This window comes from Novosphingobium rosa NBRC 15208 (genome assembly GCF_001598555.1).
Lineage (GTDB): Bacteria > Pseudomonadota > Alphaproteobacteria > Sphingomonadales > Sphingomonadaceae > Novosphingobium > Novosphingobium rosa.
Genome location: NZ_BCZE01000017.1, coordinates 16,903 through 34,535, shown reverse-complemented (window position 1 = coordinate 34,535; position 17,633 = coordinate 16,903). Strand labels below are relative to the sequence as shown.

General features: G+C 64.6%; 13 protein-coding genes. 7 read left to right on the top strand and 6 right to left on the bottom strand.

Annotated elements, in window-relative coordinates:
• Window position 1 precedes the first annotated feature (1 nt).
• Both SR3_RS07230 and SR3_RS07225 read right to left on the bottom strand, forming a co-directional pair.
• Complete coding sequence (locus SR3_RS07230) at window positions 2-2,908, bottom strand: TonB-dependent receptor plug domain-containing protein (protein WP_068082965.1); 2,907 nt, start codon at window positions 2,906-2,908, stop codon at window positions 2-4.
• 181 nt (window positions 2,909-3,089) lie between these two features.
• Complete coding sequence (locus tag SR3_RS07225) at window positions 3,090-4,130, bottom strand: LacI family DNA-binding transcriptional regulator (RefSeq protein ID WP_068082962.1); 1,041 nt, start codon at window positions 4,128-4,130, stop codon at window positions 3,090-3,092.
• A gap of 298 nt (window positions 4,131-4,428) precedes the next feature.
• Here SR3_RS07225 and SR3_RS07220 point away from each other — a divergent pair, with 298 nt between their 5' ends.
• The 3 genes from SR3_RS07220 (at window position 4,429) to SR3_RS07210 (ending at window position 10,169) form a co-directional block, all read left to right on the top strand.
• Window positions 4,429-7,221, top strand: coding sequence for a TonB-dependent receptor (locus tag SR3_RS07220; protein ID WP_068082956.1), 2,793 nt, complete (start codon window positions 4,429-4,431; stop codon window positions 7,219-7,221).
• 88 nt (window positions 7,222-7,309) lie between these two features.
• The gene (locus SR3_RS07215; RefSeq protein ID WP_068083088.1) at window positions 7,310-8,812 is read left to right on the top strand and encodes a tryptophan halogenase family protein; all 1,503 of its coding nucleotides are present in this window, start codon (window positions 7,310-7,312) and stop codon (window positions 8,810-8,812) included.
• A gap of 16 nt (window positions 8,813-8,828) precedes the next feature.
• Window positions 8,829-10,169 carry an alpha-amylase family glycosyl hydrolase gene (locus SR3_RS07210; RefSeq protein WP_068082953.1) on the top strand — a complete coding sequence of 447 codons (1,341 nt, stop codon included), beginning with the start codon at window positions 8,829-8,831 and terminating at the stop codon, window positions 10,167-10,169.
• An 89-nt stretch (window positions 10,170-10,258) separates the two neighbouring features.
• Here SR3_RS07210 and SR3_RS07205 read toward each other — a convergent pair whose 3' ends face one another.
• The 3 genes from SR3_RS07205 to SR3_RS07195 all read right to left on the bottom strand — a co-directional run bounded on the left by SR3_RS07205 (window position 10,259) and on the right by SR3_RS07195 (window position 13,169).
• The gene (locus tag SR3_RS07205; RefSeq protein ID WP_157098689.1) at window positions 10,259-10,462 is read right to left on the bottom strand and encodes a hypothetical protein; all 204 of its coding nucleotides are present in this window, start codon (window positions 10,460-10,462) and stop codon (window positions 10,259-10,261) included.
• Window positions 10,463-10,863: 401 nt separating this feature from the next.
• Entirely contained in the window at window positions 10,864-11,754 is an 891-nt protein-coding gene (locus tag SR3_RS07200; RefSeq protein WP_068082947.1) for a hypothetical protein, read from the bottom strand.
• A gap of 170 nt (window positions 11,755-11,924) precedes the next feature.
• Entirely contained in the window at window positions 11,925-13,169 is a 1,245-nt protein-coding gene (locus SR3_RS07195; RefSeq protein ID WP_245653813.1) for a S8 family serine peptidase, read from the bottom strand.
• A 175-nt stretch (window positions 13,170-13,344) separates the two neighbouring features.
• Here SR3_RS07195 and SR3_RS07190 point away from each other — a divergent pair, with 175 nt between their 5' ends.
• The 3 genes from SR3_RS07190 to SR3_RS07180 are packed head-to-tail and all read left to right on the top strand — an operon-like array spanning window position 13,345 to window position 15,718.
• A complete protein-coding gene (locus SR3_RS07190; protein ID WP_068083079.1) occupies window positions 13,345-13,833 on the top strand; it encodes an RNA polymerase sigma factor in 489 nt (162 codons plus the stop codon).
• Window positions 13,830-14,576 carry an anti-sigma factor family protein gene (locus SR3_RS07185; protein WP_068082944.1) on the top strand — a complete coding sequence of 249 codons (747 nt, stop codon included), beginning with the start codon at window positions 13,830-13,832 and terminating at the stop codon, window positions 14,574-14,576. The genes SR3_RS07190 and SR3_RS07185 overlap by 4 nt, the downstream gene beginning before the upstream one ends.
• Before the next feature lie 8 nt (window positions 14,577-14,584).
• Window positions 14,585-15,718: a lysozyme inhibitor LprI family protein gene (locus SR3_RS07180; protein WP_068082942.1), complete on the top strand. Its 1,134-nt coding sequence runs from the start codon at window positions 14,585-14,587 to the stop codon at window positions 15,716-15,718.
• Window positions 15,719-15,724: 6 nt separating this feature from the next.
• On the opposite strand, the gene SR3_RS07175 is transcribed toward SR3_RS07180, so the two are convergent.
• Entirely contained in the window at window positions 15,725-16,585 is an 861-nt protein-coding gene (locus SR3_RS07175; protein WP_068083076.1) for an alpha/beta fold hydrolase, read from the bottom strand.
• Window positions 16,586-16,823: 238 nt separating this feature from the next.
• On the opposite strand from SR3_RS07175, the gene SR3_RS07170 reads away from it, so the two are divergent.
• Window positions 16,824-17,585, top strand: a complete 762-nt coding sequence (locus tag SR3_RS07170; protein WP_068082939.1) for a creatininase family protein — start codon at window positions 16,824-16,826, stop codon at window positions 17,583-17,585.
• The last annotated feature ends 48 nt before the right edge of the window (window positions 17,586-17,633 follow it).

Below are 17,633 nucleotides of genomic sequence, written 5' to 3'. Positions count from 1 at the left end.
CTTAGTAGCGTGCCGTGGCGCTGACCATAAAGGCGCGCCCGACCACATCATAGACACCCAGATTGGTGGTGCCAGCAACCCCGCCGACGATGGGCGGCTGTTTGTCGAACACATTGTTCACGCTGCCGCGCAGTTCGAACTTGTCCGACACTTTCACCCGCGCCGAAAGGTCGAAATAGTCATAGGCTGGCGTGCCGGGCACGGTGGAGCTGGCGCTGGTGACGCGCGAGCTGTCGGTGAAGCCGCTGGTGTGGCGCCAGCGACCGCTGATCTGCGTCTTGCCGATATCGACCGCCAGATTGGTCAGCAGCTTGAAGCGCGGATAGCTGGCGGTGGAGCTGATCGTGCCCGCCCAGTTCTGATAGGCCGATCCCGGCAGCACCTGAATGTCGAATTGCGAGAGATAATTGCCCTCGACGTTCAGCGTCACGCCACCCTTGCCGCCCAGCCCCAGATCGGCGAAATCGGCGTGCCAGTCGAACTGGGCGTCGATGCCCGAGGTCTTGTAACCGCCCAGATTGAGGTAAGGCTGGGATGCCGTGGTGAACAGGCCCGAGGTGGCATCGCGCCCGAAGAGTTTGCAGAAATAGTTCGATGCATCGTAATTGGGGTTCGAGCCGTCGGTGTTGAAGCACTTCTGCAGCGCGACATTGGCGGCCAGCGGCGAAATCGCCTGACTGATCTTGATGTTGTAGTAATCGACCGTCAGGCTCATGCGGCGGAAGAGGCCGGCGGTCGCCGGGGATTGCAGCACGGCCCCGGCCGTGAAGGTGTCGGCCTTTTCCGGCGTCAGCTGGCTGTTGCCCTGCGTCTGCGTCACGATGGAGGTCGTGGGCTGGGTGAAGCTGTTGTAGAGCGCCGGATTGATCCCGGTGGCGATGCACAGGGCCTGCACCTTCGCCGCATTGGCCCCGGCGCGCGCGGCGCTGCGGGCGTCGCACGGATCACCGGCGGAGGGCGGCAGGCCGATGTTGGTCACCGTCTGCGAGGGGGCCAGGAACAGCTCGCCGATGTTGGGCGCGCGCACCGAATGCTGATAGCCGCCGCGCAGCAGCAGCATTTTGGCCACCCGCCAGTCGAGCGAGGCCTTGTAGGCCGAAACGCCGCCCGAAACATTGTAATGCGAATAGCGATAGCCAAGGTCGAGGTTGACCTCGCGCGCCAGCGGCGTGTCGGCCAGCAGCGGCACCAGCAGCTCGACCGCGCCCTCGGCCACGCTGGTGGCGCCGGTGGTGGGCTGGGTGGCGGTGATGCTGGAGATGTCGCCGCCGATGGAGGCCGCATCGGGGTTGAACTTGTAGGTGTTGCGGCGATAGCCCGCCGTGACGGCGAAGCGCACATTGCCCGCGGGCAGGTGGAACAGGCGGCCTTCCATCGTGCCTTCGATGGCGGTCTGGGTCACCTTCGTCTTGTTGACCAGACGGCGCATCAGATAGGCGCGGCAGCTGTCCGAAAGCTGGGTGATGCCGAAGGGATTGTAACCGCCCGCGCAGATGCTGGCGCCGCCATCGGGCGCGTTGATCAGCGTGCGCGCCGCCGACATGCTCATCGCGCCAGAGGTGGTGATGTCCTTGTTCAGCCCCTCGCCATAGGAGGCGTAGAGATCCCAGCTGCCGTCCAGCCCGGTCAGCTTGCCCTTGGCGCCCACCAGGCCCTGATAGGTCTGGCCCTCGGTGGTGAAGGCGCGGGGGCCTGCCTCATCGGCGCGCTTGTTGAAGGTGAAGGTGGCGGTGGGATTGGCGCGCGAGGCCAGCAGAGTCTTCAGATCCGCCGGGATGAAGGGATTGGTGACGGGAATATCCAGCTGCCACGGCGCGGCCAGAATGGGCTGAGAGGATTGCGTCGAGGCGCTGGTGTCGTTGTAGAGGCCCTGTGCGTAAAGGGTGGTGTGATCGTCCACCTCGAACTCGCTATGCGCGAAGATGTTGTAGCGCTTCAGGGGTACCTGGATGAAATTGTAGAAATTCGAATTGTAGCCGAAGGCGGTTGGCGTGGAAACGTAAGGGTTGGTTGTCGGGCCCTGATAATTGTAGGCGGGGGCCGTCTTGGTGAACAGCGAGCCGTTCTGGTTGAAGCCCAGATTGGTGGTGCCGGTGACCGTTCCGGCGGCCACGCCATATTTCCCGAACACGCTGTTGAGCGCGGCCTGAGAGGCGAAATTGCCCGCCTGGGGCACATAGTACCCCTGCGAGATAAAGCCGCTGGTGGCGCTGTATTTCGAGAAATCGCGATCCTGCGAACTCAGCACCGAGCGATGGGCATATTCGCCCGAAATGATCAGCGAACCGCGCCCCTCGGCAAACGCCGTGCCGTACAGCACGCCAAGCTGCTGGTTGCCCGCGTCACCCTGCCCGGAGATCCCGGCCTGAGCGCGCATCTCCAGCCCGCGGAAATTCTTGCGCAGCTTGAAATTGACCACGCCCGACATGGCGTCCGACCCATAGGTGGCTGAGGCGCCGCCCGAAATCACCTCGACATTGCCGATGGCGAGCGAGGGGATGGTGTTGATGTCGATGGTGCTGTCGATGCTGCCGGGCTGCAGGCGGCGGCCCTCCAGCAGCACCAGATTGCGCTGGGCGCCAAGGCCGCGCAGGTTGAGCGTCGACTGGCCGACGGTGCCCCCGGTGCTGGAGTTCGAAAAGCTGCCCGCGCCCGGCTGGAAGGCGGGCATCTGCAGCAGCGCGGCATCCACGGTGGGCTGGGCGGTGGCCTGCAGCGCCTCGGCCGAGGCGGTGACGATGGGGCTGGGCGCCACCAGATCGCGGCGGGCGATGCGCGATCCGGTCACGATGATGTCATTGGCCTGCGGCTGGGCCGATGCGGTGTCTTGCGCCGTGGCTGTCTGTGCGGAGATGGCAAGTGCAAGGATGCTGCAGCCGATCCCGGCCTGCTTTCGATAAAACATCATAGTCCCCCAGTTTTGTTATGCGTCACAGCTATCTGCAAAGGGGGAGGGTGGCCAAGGGATTTTTGCTATCGATCAATGCAATTTCGGCATTGTTCGAACAGGCCTGATCTCGCGCGGGCGTGGATGGAACACGCGGAATTTATTTATTATTTTTTCTTTATGTCTGCTCCTGCGCGAACGATCAATCCAGTTCGGTGATCGGCGCCTGTGTCGAATGGCGCAGGATCAGCTGCGGGATCAGCATCGTGTCGGCGGGCTGCTGCCCCTTGATCTTGGCGATCAGCGTTTCCACCAGCATCGTGCCCGCCCGGGCCGGATCCTGCGAGATGGTGGTGAGCGGCGGGTTGGTCAGGGCCGCGATCGGAATGTCATCGAAGCCGACGATGCCCAGATCCTGAGGAATGCTCAGCCCGGCTTCCTCGAAAGCGCGCATGGCGCCCACGGCGATCAGGTCGCAGGCGGCAAAAACCGCGTCGAAATCCGCTTTGCTGCTCAGCAATTGCTGCGCAGCAGTGTAGCCGGAAGCCTCATTGGTGTCGGCGCTGATGCACAGCGCCGGATCGGGGGTGAGGCCATCGGCGTGTATCGCTTCGCAGGCGCCGCGATAGCGCTCCTCGATCTCGGGCGCGCGGCTGGAGGCGTCGCCCAGAAAGGCGATGCGGCGATAGCCACGGTCCAGCAGATGGCGCGCGGCGAGTTGGCCGCCCAGACGGTTGTCACAGCCGATGGTGCCGTCCGGATTGTCGGCCTGCACCGCGCCCCAGCGCACGTAATGGGTGCCCTCACGCTCGAGCAGGTCCAGCTTGTCGCGATAGGTTTCATAGTCGCCATAGCCCAGCAGCATGATGCCATCGGCCTTGTGGCTGTCTTCATAATCCACATGCCAGTTGCGCGACAGTTCCTGAAACGAGGCCAGCAGATCGTAACCCAGCCGCGAGCAGGCCTGCGAGATCGATCCTAGCATCGAAAGGAAGAAAGGATTGATCTGGCCATCCTCGGGCGCTTCTTCCTCGAAGAACAGCAGGGCGAGGGTCTTGGTGGTGCCCGAACGCAGGCGCGAGGCATTCTGGTCGACCGCATAGTTGAGCTGCGCGGCGATCGCCTCGATCCGCTTGCGCGTCGCCTCGCTGACCGAGGGGTGGCCGCGCAATGCGCGCGACACGGTGGGCTGCGAGACACCGGCCCGCTGCGCAATATCGAAGGATGTCGGCTTGTAGGTCATTGATCGGCCCGGGCTGCTGCTGGGGGAAATCTAGCAGGCGGGCCGGGCGGTGAAAAGCCGCCCCCGCATCCCTCCGTTACTCTGCGTAAGCCGCTGTGACCAAAAGCACACCGATAGCGGTAAAGATGCAACAGGTTCCGGCGACAGCAGCGGAACGTCACTGCATAGCAATGGTATACGTATGTCATCTTCTTCTCAAAACCGGAGCACAGGAGCAGTCAATTTGGCGTGCCCCGGCTGTGAGGGGCGGGCGAATGAACCGCTGAGCGATGGTTCAAGAGGCCAACAGGGAGGGAATATGACCAAGATTTTCGGGCGCCTTCGCGCCACTGGCCTGTCGTGCAACGTGCTGAAAGCCGGTGTTGCTGGCATGGCTGTGGCCATCGCCGCGCCGGTCTGGGCGCAGGACACCACGCCGCAGGACACCAGCACGCAGAGCGCCTCCAGCGCCGAAGCCCCCACGAAGGACATCGTCGTCAGCGGCTATCGCCAGTCGGTGGACAATGCGATCCGCGTCAAGAAGCTGTCGATCGCCGTGGTCGAGACGGTGAATGCCGAAGACGTCGGCAAACTGCCCACCAACTCGATCACCGATGCGCTCTCGCAGCTGCCCGGCGTGACCGCCCAACGCCTCGACGGGCGTTCGGACGTGCTGGCGGTGCGCGGTTTCGGCCCCAACTTCACCACCACGCTGTTCAACGGCCGTGAAATCGCCACCATCGCGGACGATCGCGGCTTCCAGTATGACCAGATTCCGGCCGAACTCATCAACCGCGCCGATGTCATCAAGACCGCCGCGCCCGACATGATCGCGCAGGGCGTGGCGGGCACCGTCAACATGATGACGATCGACCCGCTGGCCCAGAACCACCGCATCCTGACCGTTTCGGGCAAGTTCGAGGGCAATGCCTATTCCAAGGCCGCGCCCGATGTGACCCATCGCGGCTACCGCGTGACGGGCATCTATGTCGACAAGTTCGCCGATGACACGATCGGCGTCGCGCTGGGCGGCACGCTGCTCTCCTCGCCGCAGCAGGAGCGCCAGTATGAGAACTGGGGCTTCCCCACCGATGCGTCCGGCACCTATCTGCCAGGCGGCGCGAAGTACTTCACCAGCGGCAACGTGCAGACCCGCCAGTCGGTGTTCGGCAGCCTGAAGTATCGCCCGAACGAGAAGCTGGAACTGTCCTTCGACGGTTTCTACTCGCATTTCCGCACCGTTCAGCAGCAGCGCGGGCTTGAAGTGCCGATGTCCTGGGGTTCGGGCACGCTGGGCGCCACCACCGTCAGCAATGGCGTGGCGACGCAGGCCACCTACACCAATGAATATGCGGTGCAGCGCAACAACTACAACCAGCGCAACGCCCGCACGCTGGAGCTGGGCGGCAACGCCAAGTATAATTTCTCCGAGACGCTGCATCTCAATGTCGATGCCAGCTATTCGCGCGCGCATCGCCGCGATACCAATCTGGAAACCTACACCGGCACCTGCTACAATGCCTATACGACCAAGTCGCCTTCGTGCCAGCCTTCGACGATCACGGCCACGCAGCAGCCCAACGGCATCTACAGCCTGACCAGCTCGCTGAACTACGCCAACCCCACCGCCGAAGTGCTGACCGATCCGCTGGGCTGGGGCTATAACGGCACCTCGCCGGTGGTGCAGGCCGGCTTCCTCAACGCGCCCGACTATGTCGACGAGATCAAGGCGCTGCGCACCGATCTGGAAAAGGATCTGGGCGGTGGCTTCTTCAAGAGCATCAAGGCTGGCGTTTCCTACAGCGTCCGCTCCAAGACCGCCGGCTTCAAGTCCTATTTCCTGACGCCGGGCGCCACCAATGCCACCACCCAGCTGGCCATTCCCAGCTCGATCCTGCTGCCTTCGGTCACGCCCTATGGCTTTGCCGGGCAGACGCTGGCCTATGATCCGCTGGCGGCTGCCGGTCTGCTGACCAGCACCTTCGACAACCGCCCCCAATCGACCACCCGCGACTGGCTGGTGCGCGAGAAGGTGTGGAGCGGCTACATCATGGCCAACATCGACAGCGTGGTGAGCGGCGTGCCCCTGAAGGGCAACATCGGTGTGCAGATCGTCAACACCAACCAGTACTCCACCGGCAATTCGGCCTTCCTGTCATCCACCGGCGCGGTCACCTATTCGCCGGCCTATGGCGGCGCGAAATACACCTATGTCCTGCCCAGCTTCACGCTGAAGGGCGAGGTGATGCACAATGCCTTCGTGGTGGTGTCGGCCTCGCAGTCGATGTCGCGTTCGGAACAGGGCTATGAAGCGGTGCCCTTCCAGATCAGCTACAACACCACGACGGGCGGCAATGCGGGCTTCAGCTTCAGCGGCACGGGCGGCCAGCCCGCGCTGCGGCCTTACCTCTCGACCAACTTCGATCTGTCGCTGCAGAAGTATTTCGCCAATGGTTCGGGCCTGATCTCGGTTTCGGCCTTCTACAAGAACCTGACCAATTTCGTCGATCCGGTCGGTTCCTATGTGACCACCATCTCGCCTGCTGCCGCAGCGGCGATTTCGGGCGGGGCTGCGGCCAACAATCAGGTGCTGGTGACGGTGCCGAACAATGGCGGTCGCGGCTATGTCTCGGGCTTCGAATTCCAGGCGGAACTGCCCTTCTCGGCCTTCTCGCGCTCGCTCGACGGTTTCGGCCTGCGTCTGAACGGTACGCATAACATCAGCTCGGTCAGCTTCGCGCCTCCGGGTGGCGGCGTGCTGCAGACGGTGACGGTGCCGGGTCTCTCGGCCTGGACGGGCGTGGTGACCGGCTATTACGAAAAGCACGGCCTGTCGCTGCGCAGCACCTATCAGTATCGCAGCAGCTTCCTGGGTCTTTCGACCACGGTGGAGCAGGCGCAGTCCTACAACATCACCCGCGGCGAAGGCCTGCTGAGCGCCCAGATCGGTTACGAGTTCCAGAACGGCCCGATGAAGGGTCTGAGCGTCACGCTGACGGGCTCGAACCTGACCAACGCGCCTTTCGAGAACTACTACCAGATGACCAAGCTGCCTCTGAAGTATGAAACCTATGGGGCGACCTATTCGATCGGGGCTTCCTACAAGTTCTGATCGGCCTATGATCTGATCGATGGACGGCGCGTCGGGCAAGGTCTGGCGCGCCGTTCTGTTTAAGGCGCAGGTCATCGGGGGAGTGGGCATGCAGGACATCACCATCATTGGGGGCGGCACGGCGGGCTGGATGGCGGCAGCGATCCTCTCGCGCTATCTGGCGAAGCACTGGCGCATCACGCTGGTCGAATCCGAGGAGATCGGCACCGTCGGCGTGGGCGAGGCGACCATCCCGCAATTGCAGATCCTGCATCGCGCTCTGGGCATCGACGAGGCGGAGTTCCTCGCCTTCTGCAACGGCACCTACAAGCTGGGGATCGATTTCGTCGGCTGGGGCGATGAGGACAGCCGTTATATCCACGCTTTCGGAGAGATCGGCCGACCGCTGGGGCTGGTGCCTTTCCATCATTACTGGCTGCGCGGGCAAAGACTGGGCATTGCCAAGCCGCTGACGGACTATTCGCTCAATGCCAGCGCCGCTTATGCGGACAAATTTCAGCATGGCGTGCCCGCAAGCGGCGCGCCGCTGGGCGGCCTGAGCCACGCCTTTCATTTCGACGCCAGCCGCTATGGCCAGTTCCTGCGCGCCTATGCCGAAAAGCGCGGCGTGCGGCGGGTCGAGGGGCGCATCACCCAGGTCACCCGCGATGGCGAGAGCGGCGATGTCGCCCATGTCACGCTGGCCAGCGGCGAGCAGGTCGGCGGCCACCTCTTCCTCGATTGCTCGGGCTTTGCCGGACTGCTGATCGAGGGCGCGCTGGCCACCGGCTATGAGGACTGGCGCCACTGGCTCCCCTGTGACCGCGCCATCGCCGTCCCCTGCGCCAATGCGCCCGATCTGACGCCCTACACCCGCTCAACCGCACGCGAGGCGGGCTGGCAATGGCGCATTCCGCTGCAAAACCGCATCGGCAACGGTTATGTCTATTGCAGCGCCTTCACCAGCGACGATGCCGCGCAGCAAACCTTGCTGGGCAATCTGGACGGCGGCCCTCTGGCCGATCCGCGCCCCTTGCGTTTCACCACCGGGCGGCGGCGCAAGATGTGGAACCACAATGTCGTGGCGCTGGGGCTGGCGAGCGGCTTTCTCGAACCGCTGGAATCCACCAGCATCCATCTGGTGCAATCGGGCGTGGAGCGGCTGCTGAAATTCCTCCCTCAGGGCGCGATCCGGGTGGCCGATGTCGATGCCTTCAACGCTCAGGCCGCGTTTGAATTCGAATCCGTCCGCGATTTCCTTATCCTGCACTATAAACTCAACCGCCGCCCCGAGCCTTTCTGGCGCGCCTGCGCGGCGATGGCTGTGCCCGACAGCGTGACCGCCAAGCTGGACCTGTTCGCAGCCAACGGCCGCATCACTCGCCTGAGCGAGGAACTCTTCGCCGAAGTCGGCTGGCTGCAGGTGCTGCTGGGGCAAGGACTAAGCCCGCAAGGCTATCACCCGCTGGCCGATCAGCCCAGCGACGGCGAATTGGCGGAATTCCTCAAGCTGCTGGAAACCGCCGTCAGTCGACAGGTGGCGGGCATGCCCGATCATGCCGCCGCCTTCGCCCGTTCAGCCCCCACCACAATGATAACAACGCGCGCCTGACTTTGGAGAGCTTCCCATGCCCAAACACCTGACCTCTCTTGCCCGGCTGATCGGTCTGGCCGCTCTTTCATGCGCCAGCCTGCCCGCCAGTGCCGCCCCTGCGCCTCTGCCCCTCACGGAGGGTGTCACCACGGTGAAGCATCCGGCATGGGCGCGCACAGCCAACATCTATGAGGTCAATCTGCGACAGTACACGCAGCAGGGCTCGTTCCGGGCCTTCGAACAGCATCTCCCGCGCCTGCGCAAGATGGGCGTCGATATCCTCTGGCTGATGCCGATCAACCCGATCAGCCACAAGATGCGCAAGGGATCGCTGGGCAGCTATTACGCCATTCAGGACTACAAGGCGGTCAATCCGGAATATGGCAATCTGGCCGACCTGCAGCATCTGGTGAAAGCGGCCCATGCCCAAGGCTTCAAGGTGATCCTCGACTGGGTGGCCAATCATACCGGTTGGGACAATGTCTGGGTCGATCAGCACCCCGACTGGTACAAGCGCAATGCCAAGGGCGAGCTGGAAGGCTATCACTACACCGACCTCAGCGACCATCACGAGGAAGTCTGGGCCGATGTGATCGGTCTGGATTACAGCAAACCCGCAGTGCGCGCCGGAATGATCGACGCCATGGCCTATTGGGTGAAGACCGCCGACATCGACGGCTTCCGCTGCGACGCCGCCTGGGCCGTGCCGACCAGCTTCTGGAACGAGGCCCGCCCAGCGCTGGACAAGATCAAACCCATGTTCATGCTGGCTGAGGCCGATACGCAGGACTTGCAGCTCCACGCTTTCGATATGAGCTATGACTGGTCGCTTTATCACACCATGGTCAAGGTGGCGAAGGGCGAGGGCGATGCCCGCGATCTGGCCAAACTCTACACCGATCCGGCGCGGCGCTATCCCAAGGGCGCTTACCGCATGACCTTCACCAGCGACCATGACGAGAATTCCAACGCCGGCACCGACCGCGAACTCTACGGCGACGGCGTGAACGCCATGGCAGTGCTGGCGGCGACCTTGCCGGGCATGCCGCTGATCTACAGCGGTCAGGAAGCCGGGCTCGACAAGCGCCTCGCCTTTTTCGAAAAGGACAGTATCCCGTGGAAAGCCGATGAGCGCACCAGGCTTTACGCCCAACTGCTGCGCCTGAAGCATCAGCACCCCGCGCTGACCAGCAGTCTGGAACCGGGCAATCTGCAACTGCTGGACACCGGCAATCCGAAAATCTTCGCCTTCCGCCGCATCATGGGGAAGGACCGGGTGACAGTGGCGGTCAATCTCTCCACCAGGCCGGGCGAGGTGATGTTGCCCGGTCAGGGCAAGATCAGGCTGGCGGGCTGGGGCTGGTCGATCCGCTGAGGGCCAACCCCGGATCGGTTCTGCAGCCCGTCCGGGGTTTTCCAGTTTTATCCGGCGGAAAGCGTCCGGAACAGACCATCGCGCGCGGCCTAGCGCGCCTGATCGCGCCAATGCGCGAAAGCCTCTGTCCGGGCGATCTGGCGGATCGAGGCATGGTTGATCAGCCCATCTTCCGTGACGATGTCGAAGAGGTAGTGCTCCTCGCTCGGCTGCTCCAGAACATGGGCAATGGCTTCGCCCAGCGTGGGGCTTTCACGGCTCTCGGGCGGCGCGCCCAGCTTCATGAAAAGCACAGGGTTGTCAAAGCATCGCGATCCCATAGCGGCGCACCTTTCGCGTGATCTTTTCATCCTTTGCGCAACCTTTCCGTGATTGCGCCTAGGTAACAACCGAGAGAGAATCCTTGTTCCAACCGGCAGGAGACCGGTTGCATCGCCGGTAGCGCGCGGCGCAAAGTGTTGTTTTACACGAGGCGACCTCCACAAGACGCCGCTGCGCGGGCTTTTCGCAATGCCCCCTCCACCGATATGATGGGGCAGAACCAAAGGGCTTCCGCCTGTTTTCTCCGATCAGATGAGGTTCCGGCGCGATGAAAAGCCGCACGCCCCAACACCCGCCGGACCACGCAAAAAGCCGGACCGGCGAGCCTGTGGGCTTGCCGGTCCGGCCTGCGCTGTCAGATGTTTACGGTCTGTTATTGACCGCTGCTAACCAGACCCTTGCCATCGGCCTGACCCGAAAGCTGGGCGGCGGGCATGGTCACATTGCCGGCGCCGGTGCTGACCACCAGGCTGCTGACCTTGCCGCTGCTGTCAGCCACGACCTGCTTGACCTTGCCCAGCTTCTGACCATCAAGCGAGCGGACCACCATGCCCGGCTTCACGCCCGTGGCTCCGGCAATCCCCGCCGCGCTGCTGCCCGCCAGCGCCAGACTGGAGCCCGCCGCCGTCCCGGCAATCGCCGCCGAGCCGCGCGCCGCGCCCATGGCCGTGGCCGAGGTGCCGCTGACGGCCTGCCTGGTCCGGCTGGTCAGAGCCTGACCGGTGCTGGTGGCGGCGGAGCGCGTCTGGCTGACGGCGTCACCAGCGGTCGAGCGGGCGGATTGGGCGGTGTTGCGCACCGCATCGGTGCCGACCAGTTGAGCATTGGCGCTGCCGCTGCCCGAGGCCTGACCCGAACCGCTCAGCGAGCTGGTGGCCGTGTTCAGCGGGGTGGACGCGGTGTTGGCCAGATTGGCCGAGCCGCTGGCCGAACCGCTGCGGTCGGCGCTCACCTTGCCGGTCTTGCGGTTGACCGACTGGCTGCCGCTGCTGGTCACAGTGCCGGTGGCGTCGCCGGTGGCATTGTCAGTGATGTGCTTGCTGTGCGAGCGAACGGTGCTGGTGGTCGAGTCCATCGTGCCGTTCACCGTGCTGCCGATGGAGCCAGCGCCGCCGAAGCCGCCGCCAAGGCCACCACCGATGCCGCCACCCAGACCACCCCCAAGTCCACCGTGGCCACCCAGCAGCTGAGCGTGAGCAGGCATGGCCACAGTGCTCATGGTCAGAGCAAGAGCGGCCAGCGAAAGCGAAGAAAAGCGGTTCATGGTTCATCTCCTGATTGTTGTCTGGAGGCCGTATGTGATGTCCGGCTCTGAGAGATGAACGAGAGGTCTTTCCGGTTTAATCCGCAGTGCTGACGATTTTTTCGAATTTTTTAAGAAATTGTTCGTTTACAGATTTTTGCCGCGCGAAAAATGTTGTGGCCGCGCGTCTTTCAAATGCCTTTGCGGCATGAGGCGCACAAAATTCCGCGTCCGGTGCGGCGGTTCCTGTCGGTGGCCTCACTGTCGGCGCGCTGCAGAATGGCGCTTGCGCCACCGCCGGCCTGTCCCAACGCCGCGAGACGCGCGGCCACCAGTGGCGCGGCAAAGGATGTGCCACGCAAATGCTGCAGCTTGCCGCCCGCACCGATGGCGGTGAGATCGGCGCCGGGGGCAGCGTAATCCAGATGGCTGGCGCGCCCGGCCTCGAACAGCACCTGTCCGCGTCCGTCCACGCCGGTTACGGCCACCACGCCAGTGTAAGAGGCAGGGAAGGCAGGCGGCGCGGCGGCCCCGTCATTGCCGACGGCGGCCGTCACGATCATGCCACGCGCCTGCACCGAGCCGATGGCTTTGGCCAGCAGCGGATTGGCCGGGCCGACAAGGCTGATCGAGACAACGGACACGCGCTGTCCTGCCATCCATGCCAGCGCGCGGGCGATGGCCAGAGCATTGCCGCCTGCCGGATCGCGGCCATAGACATCGGCGACAACGATATGCGCCGTGCCCGCACCGGCCAGAAGCGAGGCGATGGCCTCGGCATGAGGGTTGGGCACGGGGCCTCCGCTGGCGAAAGCGTTTTGCGCGGCGATGCGCGGGCCGGGGGGGACGCCGCCGTCGATGATGCCTACGGTGCCGCCGCGCGGGGCCGGTGCTGTCGGCGCGGCGCTTCCAGTGGATCGGGTAGCGCCGCTGGGGAAATGGATCTGGTCGGCGCTGATCTCCTTGCCGGGCAGGATATGGCGCAACTGGCGCAGCGCGTTGGCCAGGCTGGTGCCTTGCGGCGTGGCAAGGCGGGCGTATGTGATGCCCAGGCCGTCCAGATCGCCCTGTTCGATCAGCTTGTAACCCACCAGGGTTGCGCCCGACAAAGCAGCCGCATCCGGATCGAGCAGCAGCACCTCATGCGCGCGGGCGGGCTGGCCGGTGTCATCGGCCTCCACCGTGTTGCGATGGCTGCGCAGAAAATCGCCAAGGCGGTTGAGGCGCGCATCGGCCAGCTGACCCAGCGTGCCCAGCGCGCCGGTGGCGGCATTGGTGAGGGGCGCGGTCGCATCGCCGAGGCGATTGCCCAGACGGTCCACCGCGCCTTCCACGCCGTCCAGACCGCGCCCCGCATTGGGCAGGCTGATCTGGGCCCGCACGCCACCGCCGGTCGCCAGCAGGGCTGCCAGCAGGCAGAGTCGGGGCCATTTCAATGGGGCTTTGCACATCTTGTTCCGCGTTTTGTTCCACATGGGCTTGTTCCCGGATTGAAAAAATTGCAGGCTCGCGGATGAAACGCAATCCTGCATCCGTTTCATCCGCAAGCAAGGCAAAAAAGGCGTGGCATCAGCGCAATTCGGTGAGAACCTGGTCAGATTGCTGCCTCAGATGAGGCGCTTCGCCCGGGGGTTGGCTCGCGATGGCGCTGACGGCGACGACCTGTGCCAGGCGACGATCGAACGCGCGCTCAAATCCAGCCATCTGTGGCAGGAGGGGACGCGGCTGGATGCATGGGTGTATCGGATCATGCGCAACATCTGGATTGACGAGACCCGCGCGCGCAGCCGCCGCGCCCAGACCTTCGCCCCCGAGGAAGAGGGCGAGAATGTGGGCGTGCCGGGCGACGCCGCCATCGAGGCGCATGCGGAAATGAGCCATGTCGATCGCGCCATGGCTTCGCTGCCTGCCGAACAGCGCGAGGCGGTGATGCTCGTGCTGGTCGAGGGCTTTGCCTATAAGGAAGCCGCGGAGATCATCGGTTGCCCGATGGGCACGCTGACCTCGCGGCTGGTGCGCGGGCGTGAAGCCCTGATGAAAGCGCTTGGTGAAACAGGCATACCAGAAACAGGCGGGGCAGAAACGGGAGGCATGTCATGACGGTCACGCAGGAAGAGATCATGGCCTATGTCGATGGCGAACTGGATGATGCCACGCGCGGTCGCGTCACGCTGGCGGCGCTGGCCGATCTGGATCTGGCCGACAGGATCGCGGCCGAGCGGGCCCTGCGCGAGCGGCTGAAGGCGCATTTCGCGCCCGTGGTTGACGAGCCCGTGCCCGCCGCGTGGGTGGAGAGCATCCGCGCCGCCACGCCGCCTGCTCCGGTGATCAATCTGGCCGCAGAGCGCGCCCGGCGCGCGGCGCCCGCCCCGCGTTGGCGCACGCCTGCATGGGCGGGGGCGGCGATGGCGGCGTGTCTGGCCATCGGGGTGTTTGTCGGATCGCAATGGCATGGCGGCGGGCAGGGGCCGATTGTGGTCGAGAAGGGCGCTTTGGTGGCCTCGGGCGATCTGGGGCGGGCGCTCGATACGCAATTGGCGTCGGCGGATGGAGGGGGGGCGGATGGCCATGCGCCGATCCGCATGCTGGGCACCTTCCACCGCGAGGGCGGCGATCTGTGCCGGGTCTTCGCCGGGGCGCAGGCTTCGGGCATTGCCTGCCATGATGGTGGGCAGTGGCAGTTGCAGCATGTGCTGCCGGGCAGCGCGCCTGCCGAGCAAACGGCCTATCGACAGGCAGGATCGCAGGATGGCGCGCTGATGGCGCTGGCCCAGACCATGGCTCAGGGCGACCCACTGGATGCCACGCAGGAGAAAGCGGCCAAGGACAAGGGCTGGCGCTGAGCGGCATCATGCAGATCGGGCGCATTATCGCGGCGCTGCTGCTGGCGTTTGGCGCTGCGCCTGTTCAGGCGCAGACTCGCGCCACATCCTCAGGCCCCAGCTTTGCCTGCACGGCCGGACAAGGCGGGATCGAGGCCGTGATCTGCGCCAGCCCGACGCTGTCGGCGGCGGATCGGGAGATGGCGGCGCTCTATGCGGCCAACAAGGTCAGCGCCTTTGGCAGCGGGCCCTCCAACCAGCTTGTGGATCAGCGCGAGGCGGTGAAGGCCATGCAGGCTTGCGCCAAGCCCTCGGGCAGCACGACCATCGCCGCCTGCCTTCAGGGCGCCTATGATGAGCGTAACAAGGATCTGGCCATCGCCGCCGCGACGCGGGCGCCCGATCTGGCGCTGCCGGTGATCCGGCGGCTCGACCCCGCGTTTGCTCCGGTGGCGGAGGCGATTGTTCTATGGTCTTCGGAGCCGGATGGCGCCGATTGGTCCGCGCCGGAGCGGGTGGGCAAGCGGGCGCGGATCGTCGGTCTGCTGCAGCCTGTGCTGACGGATTTCCTCACCCGGCAGGATCCAGCCTTCGCGCGCGGCATGCTCGACAGCGCCACCGGTGAAGGCGTGGTGAAACGGGCCGGGGATTTGCTGGGGGCGCCGGATCGCTTCGTGGGCTTCCTCAATGTGCTGGGTCCGGCGCTGGCCGGGGATGGCAGCGTGGGCACGCGAAACATTCCCTGCGCGGCCATCGTGGCCCATCCCAAGCTGCTGGGGGCGACGGACTCGATTTATGGCGCCACGCCGGACACTTTCGTGTTCAACACCGATTGCCGCGCCAGCCTGCCGCCACTGCCTTTGCTGACAGCCTTGGATGGCAAGGTGTGGAAGACATGGCCGATCTGCGACGGCACGATCCGTTTCGCGGCCTATCGGCAATATCGCAGTACGGTGGATGAGGCTCGGCTGGGGCTGGCCAGGCATGATCCCAAGCTGGTGTTGCCTGCGGTGCCCGGCGTTCCGTGGCGCGATATGACCGCCGCACGCCGGGAGTTGGCGGCCTATTATATCCGCTATCTGGGCAAGACGCAGGCGCAGGCCGCGCAGATGGCCACGGATGCGCTGGCGGCGATGCTCAACGCCGCCCATGAATGCGATTAGGAAGCCTCAAAGGAAGCTTTTCAGATCGGTCAGAAAGCTGTCGAAGCGGTCGTGATGCACCCAGTGCCCGGCTTTCTCATAGCTGGTGACCTTGGCCTGTTTGAAATGAGCGGCCAGCCCCTCCTCCTCGGGATGGCGGGCCCAGCTGTCGGCGCCATGCACCAGCCAGACCGGGCAATCGATGTTGTGCCAGATGGCGTGCAACTCCTCCTGGCTGACGCCCAGCGGCAGGTTGCTGCGCACGTAGTTGTCGAATTTCCAGCTGTAGGTGCCATCCTCGTTGCGGGTGGTGCCGTGAATGGTCAGATGCCGTGCGCGTTCGATCGAAAGATGGGCGTTTTCCGCGCGCATGCGGGTGAAGGCCTCCTCCAGCGAGCCATAGCGGCGCGGCACCCGGCTGCTGAGCGCCCGCCTTTCATCCACCCATTGCCGCCAGCGCTGCGCAACCGGGGCAAATTCATTGTCCAGCACGGACACGCCCAGCCCCTCGATCACCGCCAGACGCTTGACGCGCTCTGGCCAGATGCCCGCGTAGCGCATGGCGATGGCGCCGCCCAGCGAATGGGCGACAATGGACACCGGCCCATCGGAAATCTGATGGATCAGCTGCGCGAAATCGGCGACATAGAAGGGGATGGAATAGCTTCCGTCGGGCGACCAGCCGCTGTCGCCATGGCCGCGCAGATCGGGGCAGATGACATGCCAGTCATGCCGCAGGGCCCGGGCCAGCCAGTCCCAGTTACGGGCGTGATCGCGCCCGCCATGCTGCAGAACCAGCAACGGAGCATCGGGATTGCCCCAATCGAGATAATGCAGGGGAAGGCGCTGCGAGACGAAGCGGTGCGATACGGGACCAATGTCTTCCATCTGCATACTCCCAGAGGCGGCGTGCCGTCGCGGATCTGTACTCTGCCCATAGGGCGGGATGGGTGCCGGTTCAACTTGGCTGAAGCGGCAGTGCCTCCGGCGCGATCTCCCTTTGCCCGGATGCGCGCCGTTTCTCAACAGCGAGGGCTAACGCTGGCTCACAGCACCTAACGGGCTTTTTTCCGAGGCATCCGGCAACAGTGGCTCAACGGAAAAACACCCATCAGGAGTTGCAGCGATGAAATGGCAGGACCTCACCACAAGCGAGCTGGAAACCATCGACCGGGCGACGCCGCTCTTCCTCTCCATCGGGGCCGTGGAGCAGCACGGGCCGCATCTGCCGCTGGCCACGGACTCTCTGATCGGGGCGTATTTCCTTGAGCAGCTGGACCGCGCGCTTGGTGAGAAGGTGCTGATCCTGCCTCAGGTCAGCGTGGGCTGTTCGCATCATCATATGGATTTTTCGGGCACGCTCAGCGTCAGCCATGCGGCGTTTCAGGCTTATGTGGCGGCGATCCTGCATTCGGCGCTGGCGCATGGCTTTACCAATGTTGTGCTGTTCAACAGCCATGCGGGCAACCAGGCTGTCGCCAATCTGATCGCCGAGGAGGTGGGCGCGGCTCACCCCGGCTGCCGGATCGTGCTGGCGGGCTGGTGGCTGCTCGTGGGGCCGGAATTGCGCAAGCTGCGCGAGGGCGTGGTGGGGTTGGACTCGCATGCCGGCGATCTCGAAACCTCGATCGTGCTGCATGCCGCGCCCGATGCGGTGCGCGCCATCGTGCCGGGCGACCACCTGTGCACACACACCTTCGACTGGGCCAGCGGCGATCTGCTGCGGGCCGAACGCGCCACGCTCTACCGCACCATGCATGAGCGGACCTGCGGCAGCGGGGTCGCCGGAGACCCCACGCTGGCCACGGCAGAGAAGGGCGAGGCGATCACCGGTTACGTGATCGGCGCGCTGGCCGATATCGTCACCGATTTGACAGGGCAGGAGTAAAGCCCCCCACTCCCCCTGTGACGGGCGTCGGCATGCCCCCCGAGCCGA

Excerpts from the sequence above, each read along its gene's own strand:
- SR3_RS07230 (WP_068082965.1), bottom strand. The coding sequence starts at position 2,908 with ATGATGTTTTATCGAAAGCAGGCCGGGATCGGCTGCAGCATCCTTGCA.
- SR3_RS07225 (WP_068082962.1), bottom strand. The coding sequence starts at position 4,130 with ATGACCTACAAGCCGACATCCTTCGATATTGCGCAGCGGGCCGGTGTC.
- SR3_RS07220 (WP_068082956.1), top strand. The coding sequence starts at position 4,429 with ATGACCAAGATTTTCGGGCGCCTTCGCGCCACTGGCCTGTCGTGCAAC.
- SR3_RS07215 (WP_068083088.1), top strand. The coding sequence starts at position 7,310 with ATGCAGGACATCACCATCATTGGGGGCGGCACGGCGGGCTGGATGGCG.
- SR3_RS07210 (WP_068082953.1), top strand. The coding sequence starts at position 8,829 with ATGCCCAAACACCTGACCTCTCTTGCCCGGCTGATCGGTCTGGCCGCT.
- SR3_RS07200 (WP_068082947.1), bottom strand. The coding sequence starts at position 11,754 with ATGAACCGCTTTTCTTCGCTTTCGCTGGCCGCTCTTGCTCTGACCATG.
- SR3_RS07190 (WP_068083079.1), top strand. The coding sequence starts at position 13,345 with ATGAGGCGCTTCGCCCGGGGGTTGGCTCGCGATGGCGCTGACGGCGAC.
- SR3_RS07185 (WP_068082944.1), top strand. The coding sequence starts at position 13,830 with ATGACGGTCACGCAGGAAGAGATCATGGCCTATGTCGATGGCGAACTG.
- SR3_RS07180 (WP_068082942.1), top strand. The coding sequence starts at position 14,585 with ATGCAGATCGGGCGCATTATCGCGGCGCTGCTGCTGGCGTTTGGCGCT.
- SR3_RS07175 (WP_068083076.1), bottom strand. The coding sequence starts at position 16,585 with ATGGAAGACATTGGTCCCGTATCGCACCGCTTCGTCTCGCAGCGCCTT.
- SR3_RS07170 (WP_068082939.1), top strand. The coding sequence starts at position 16,824 with ATGAAATGGCAGGACCTCACCACAAGCGAGCTGGAAACCATCGACCGG.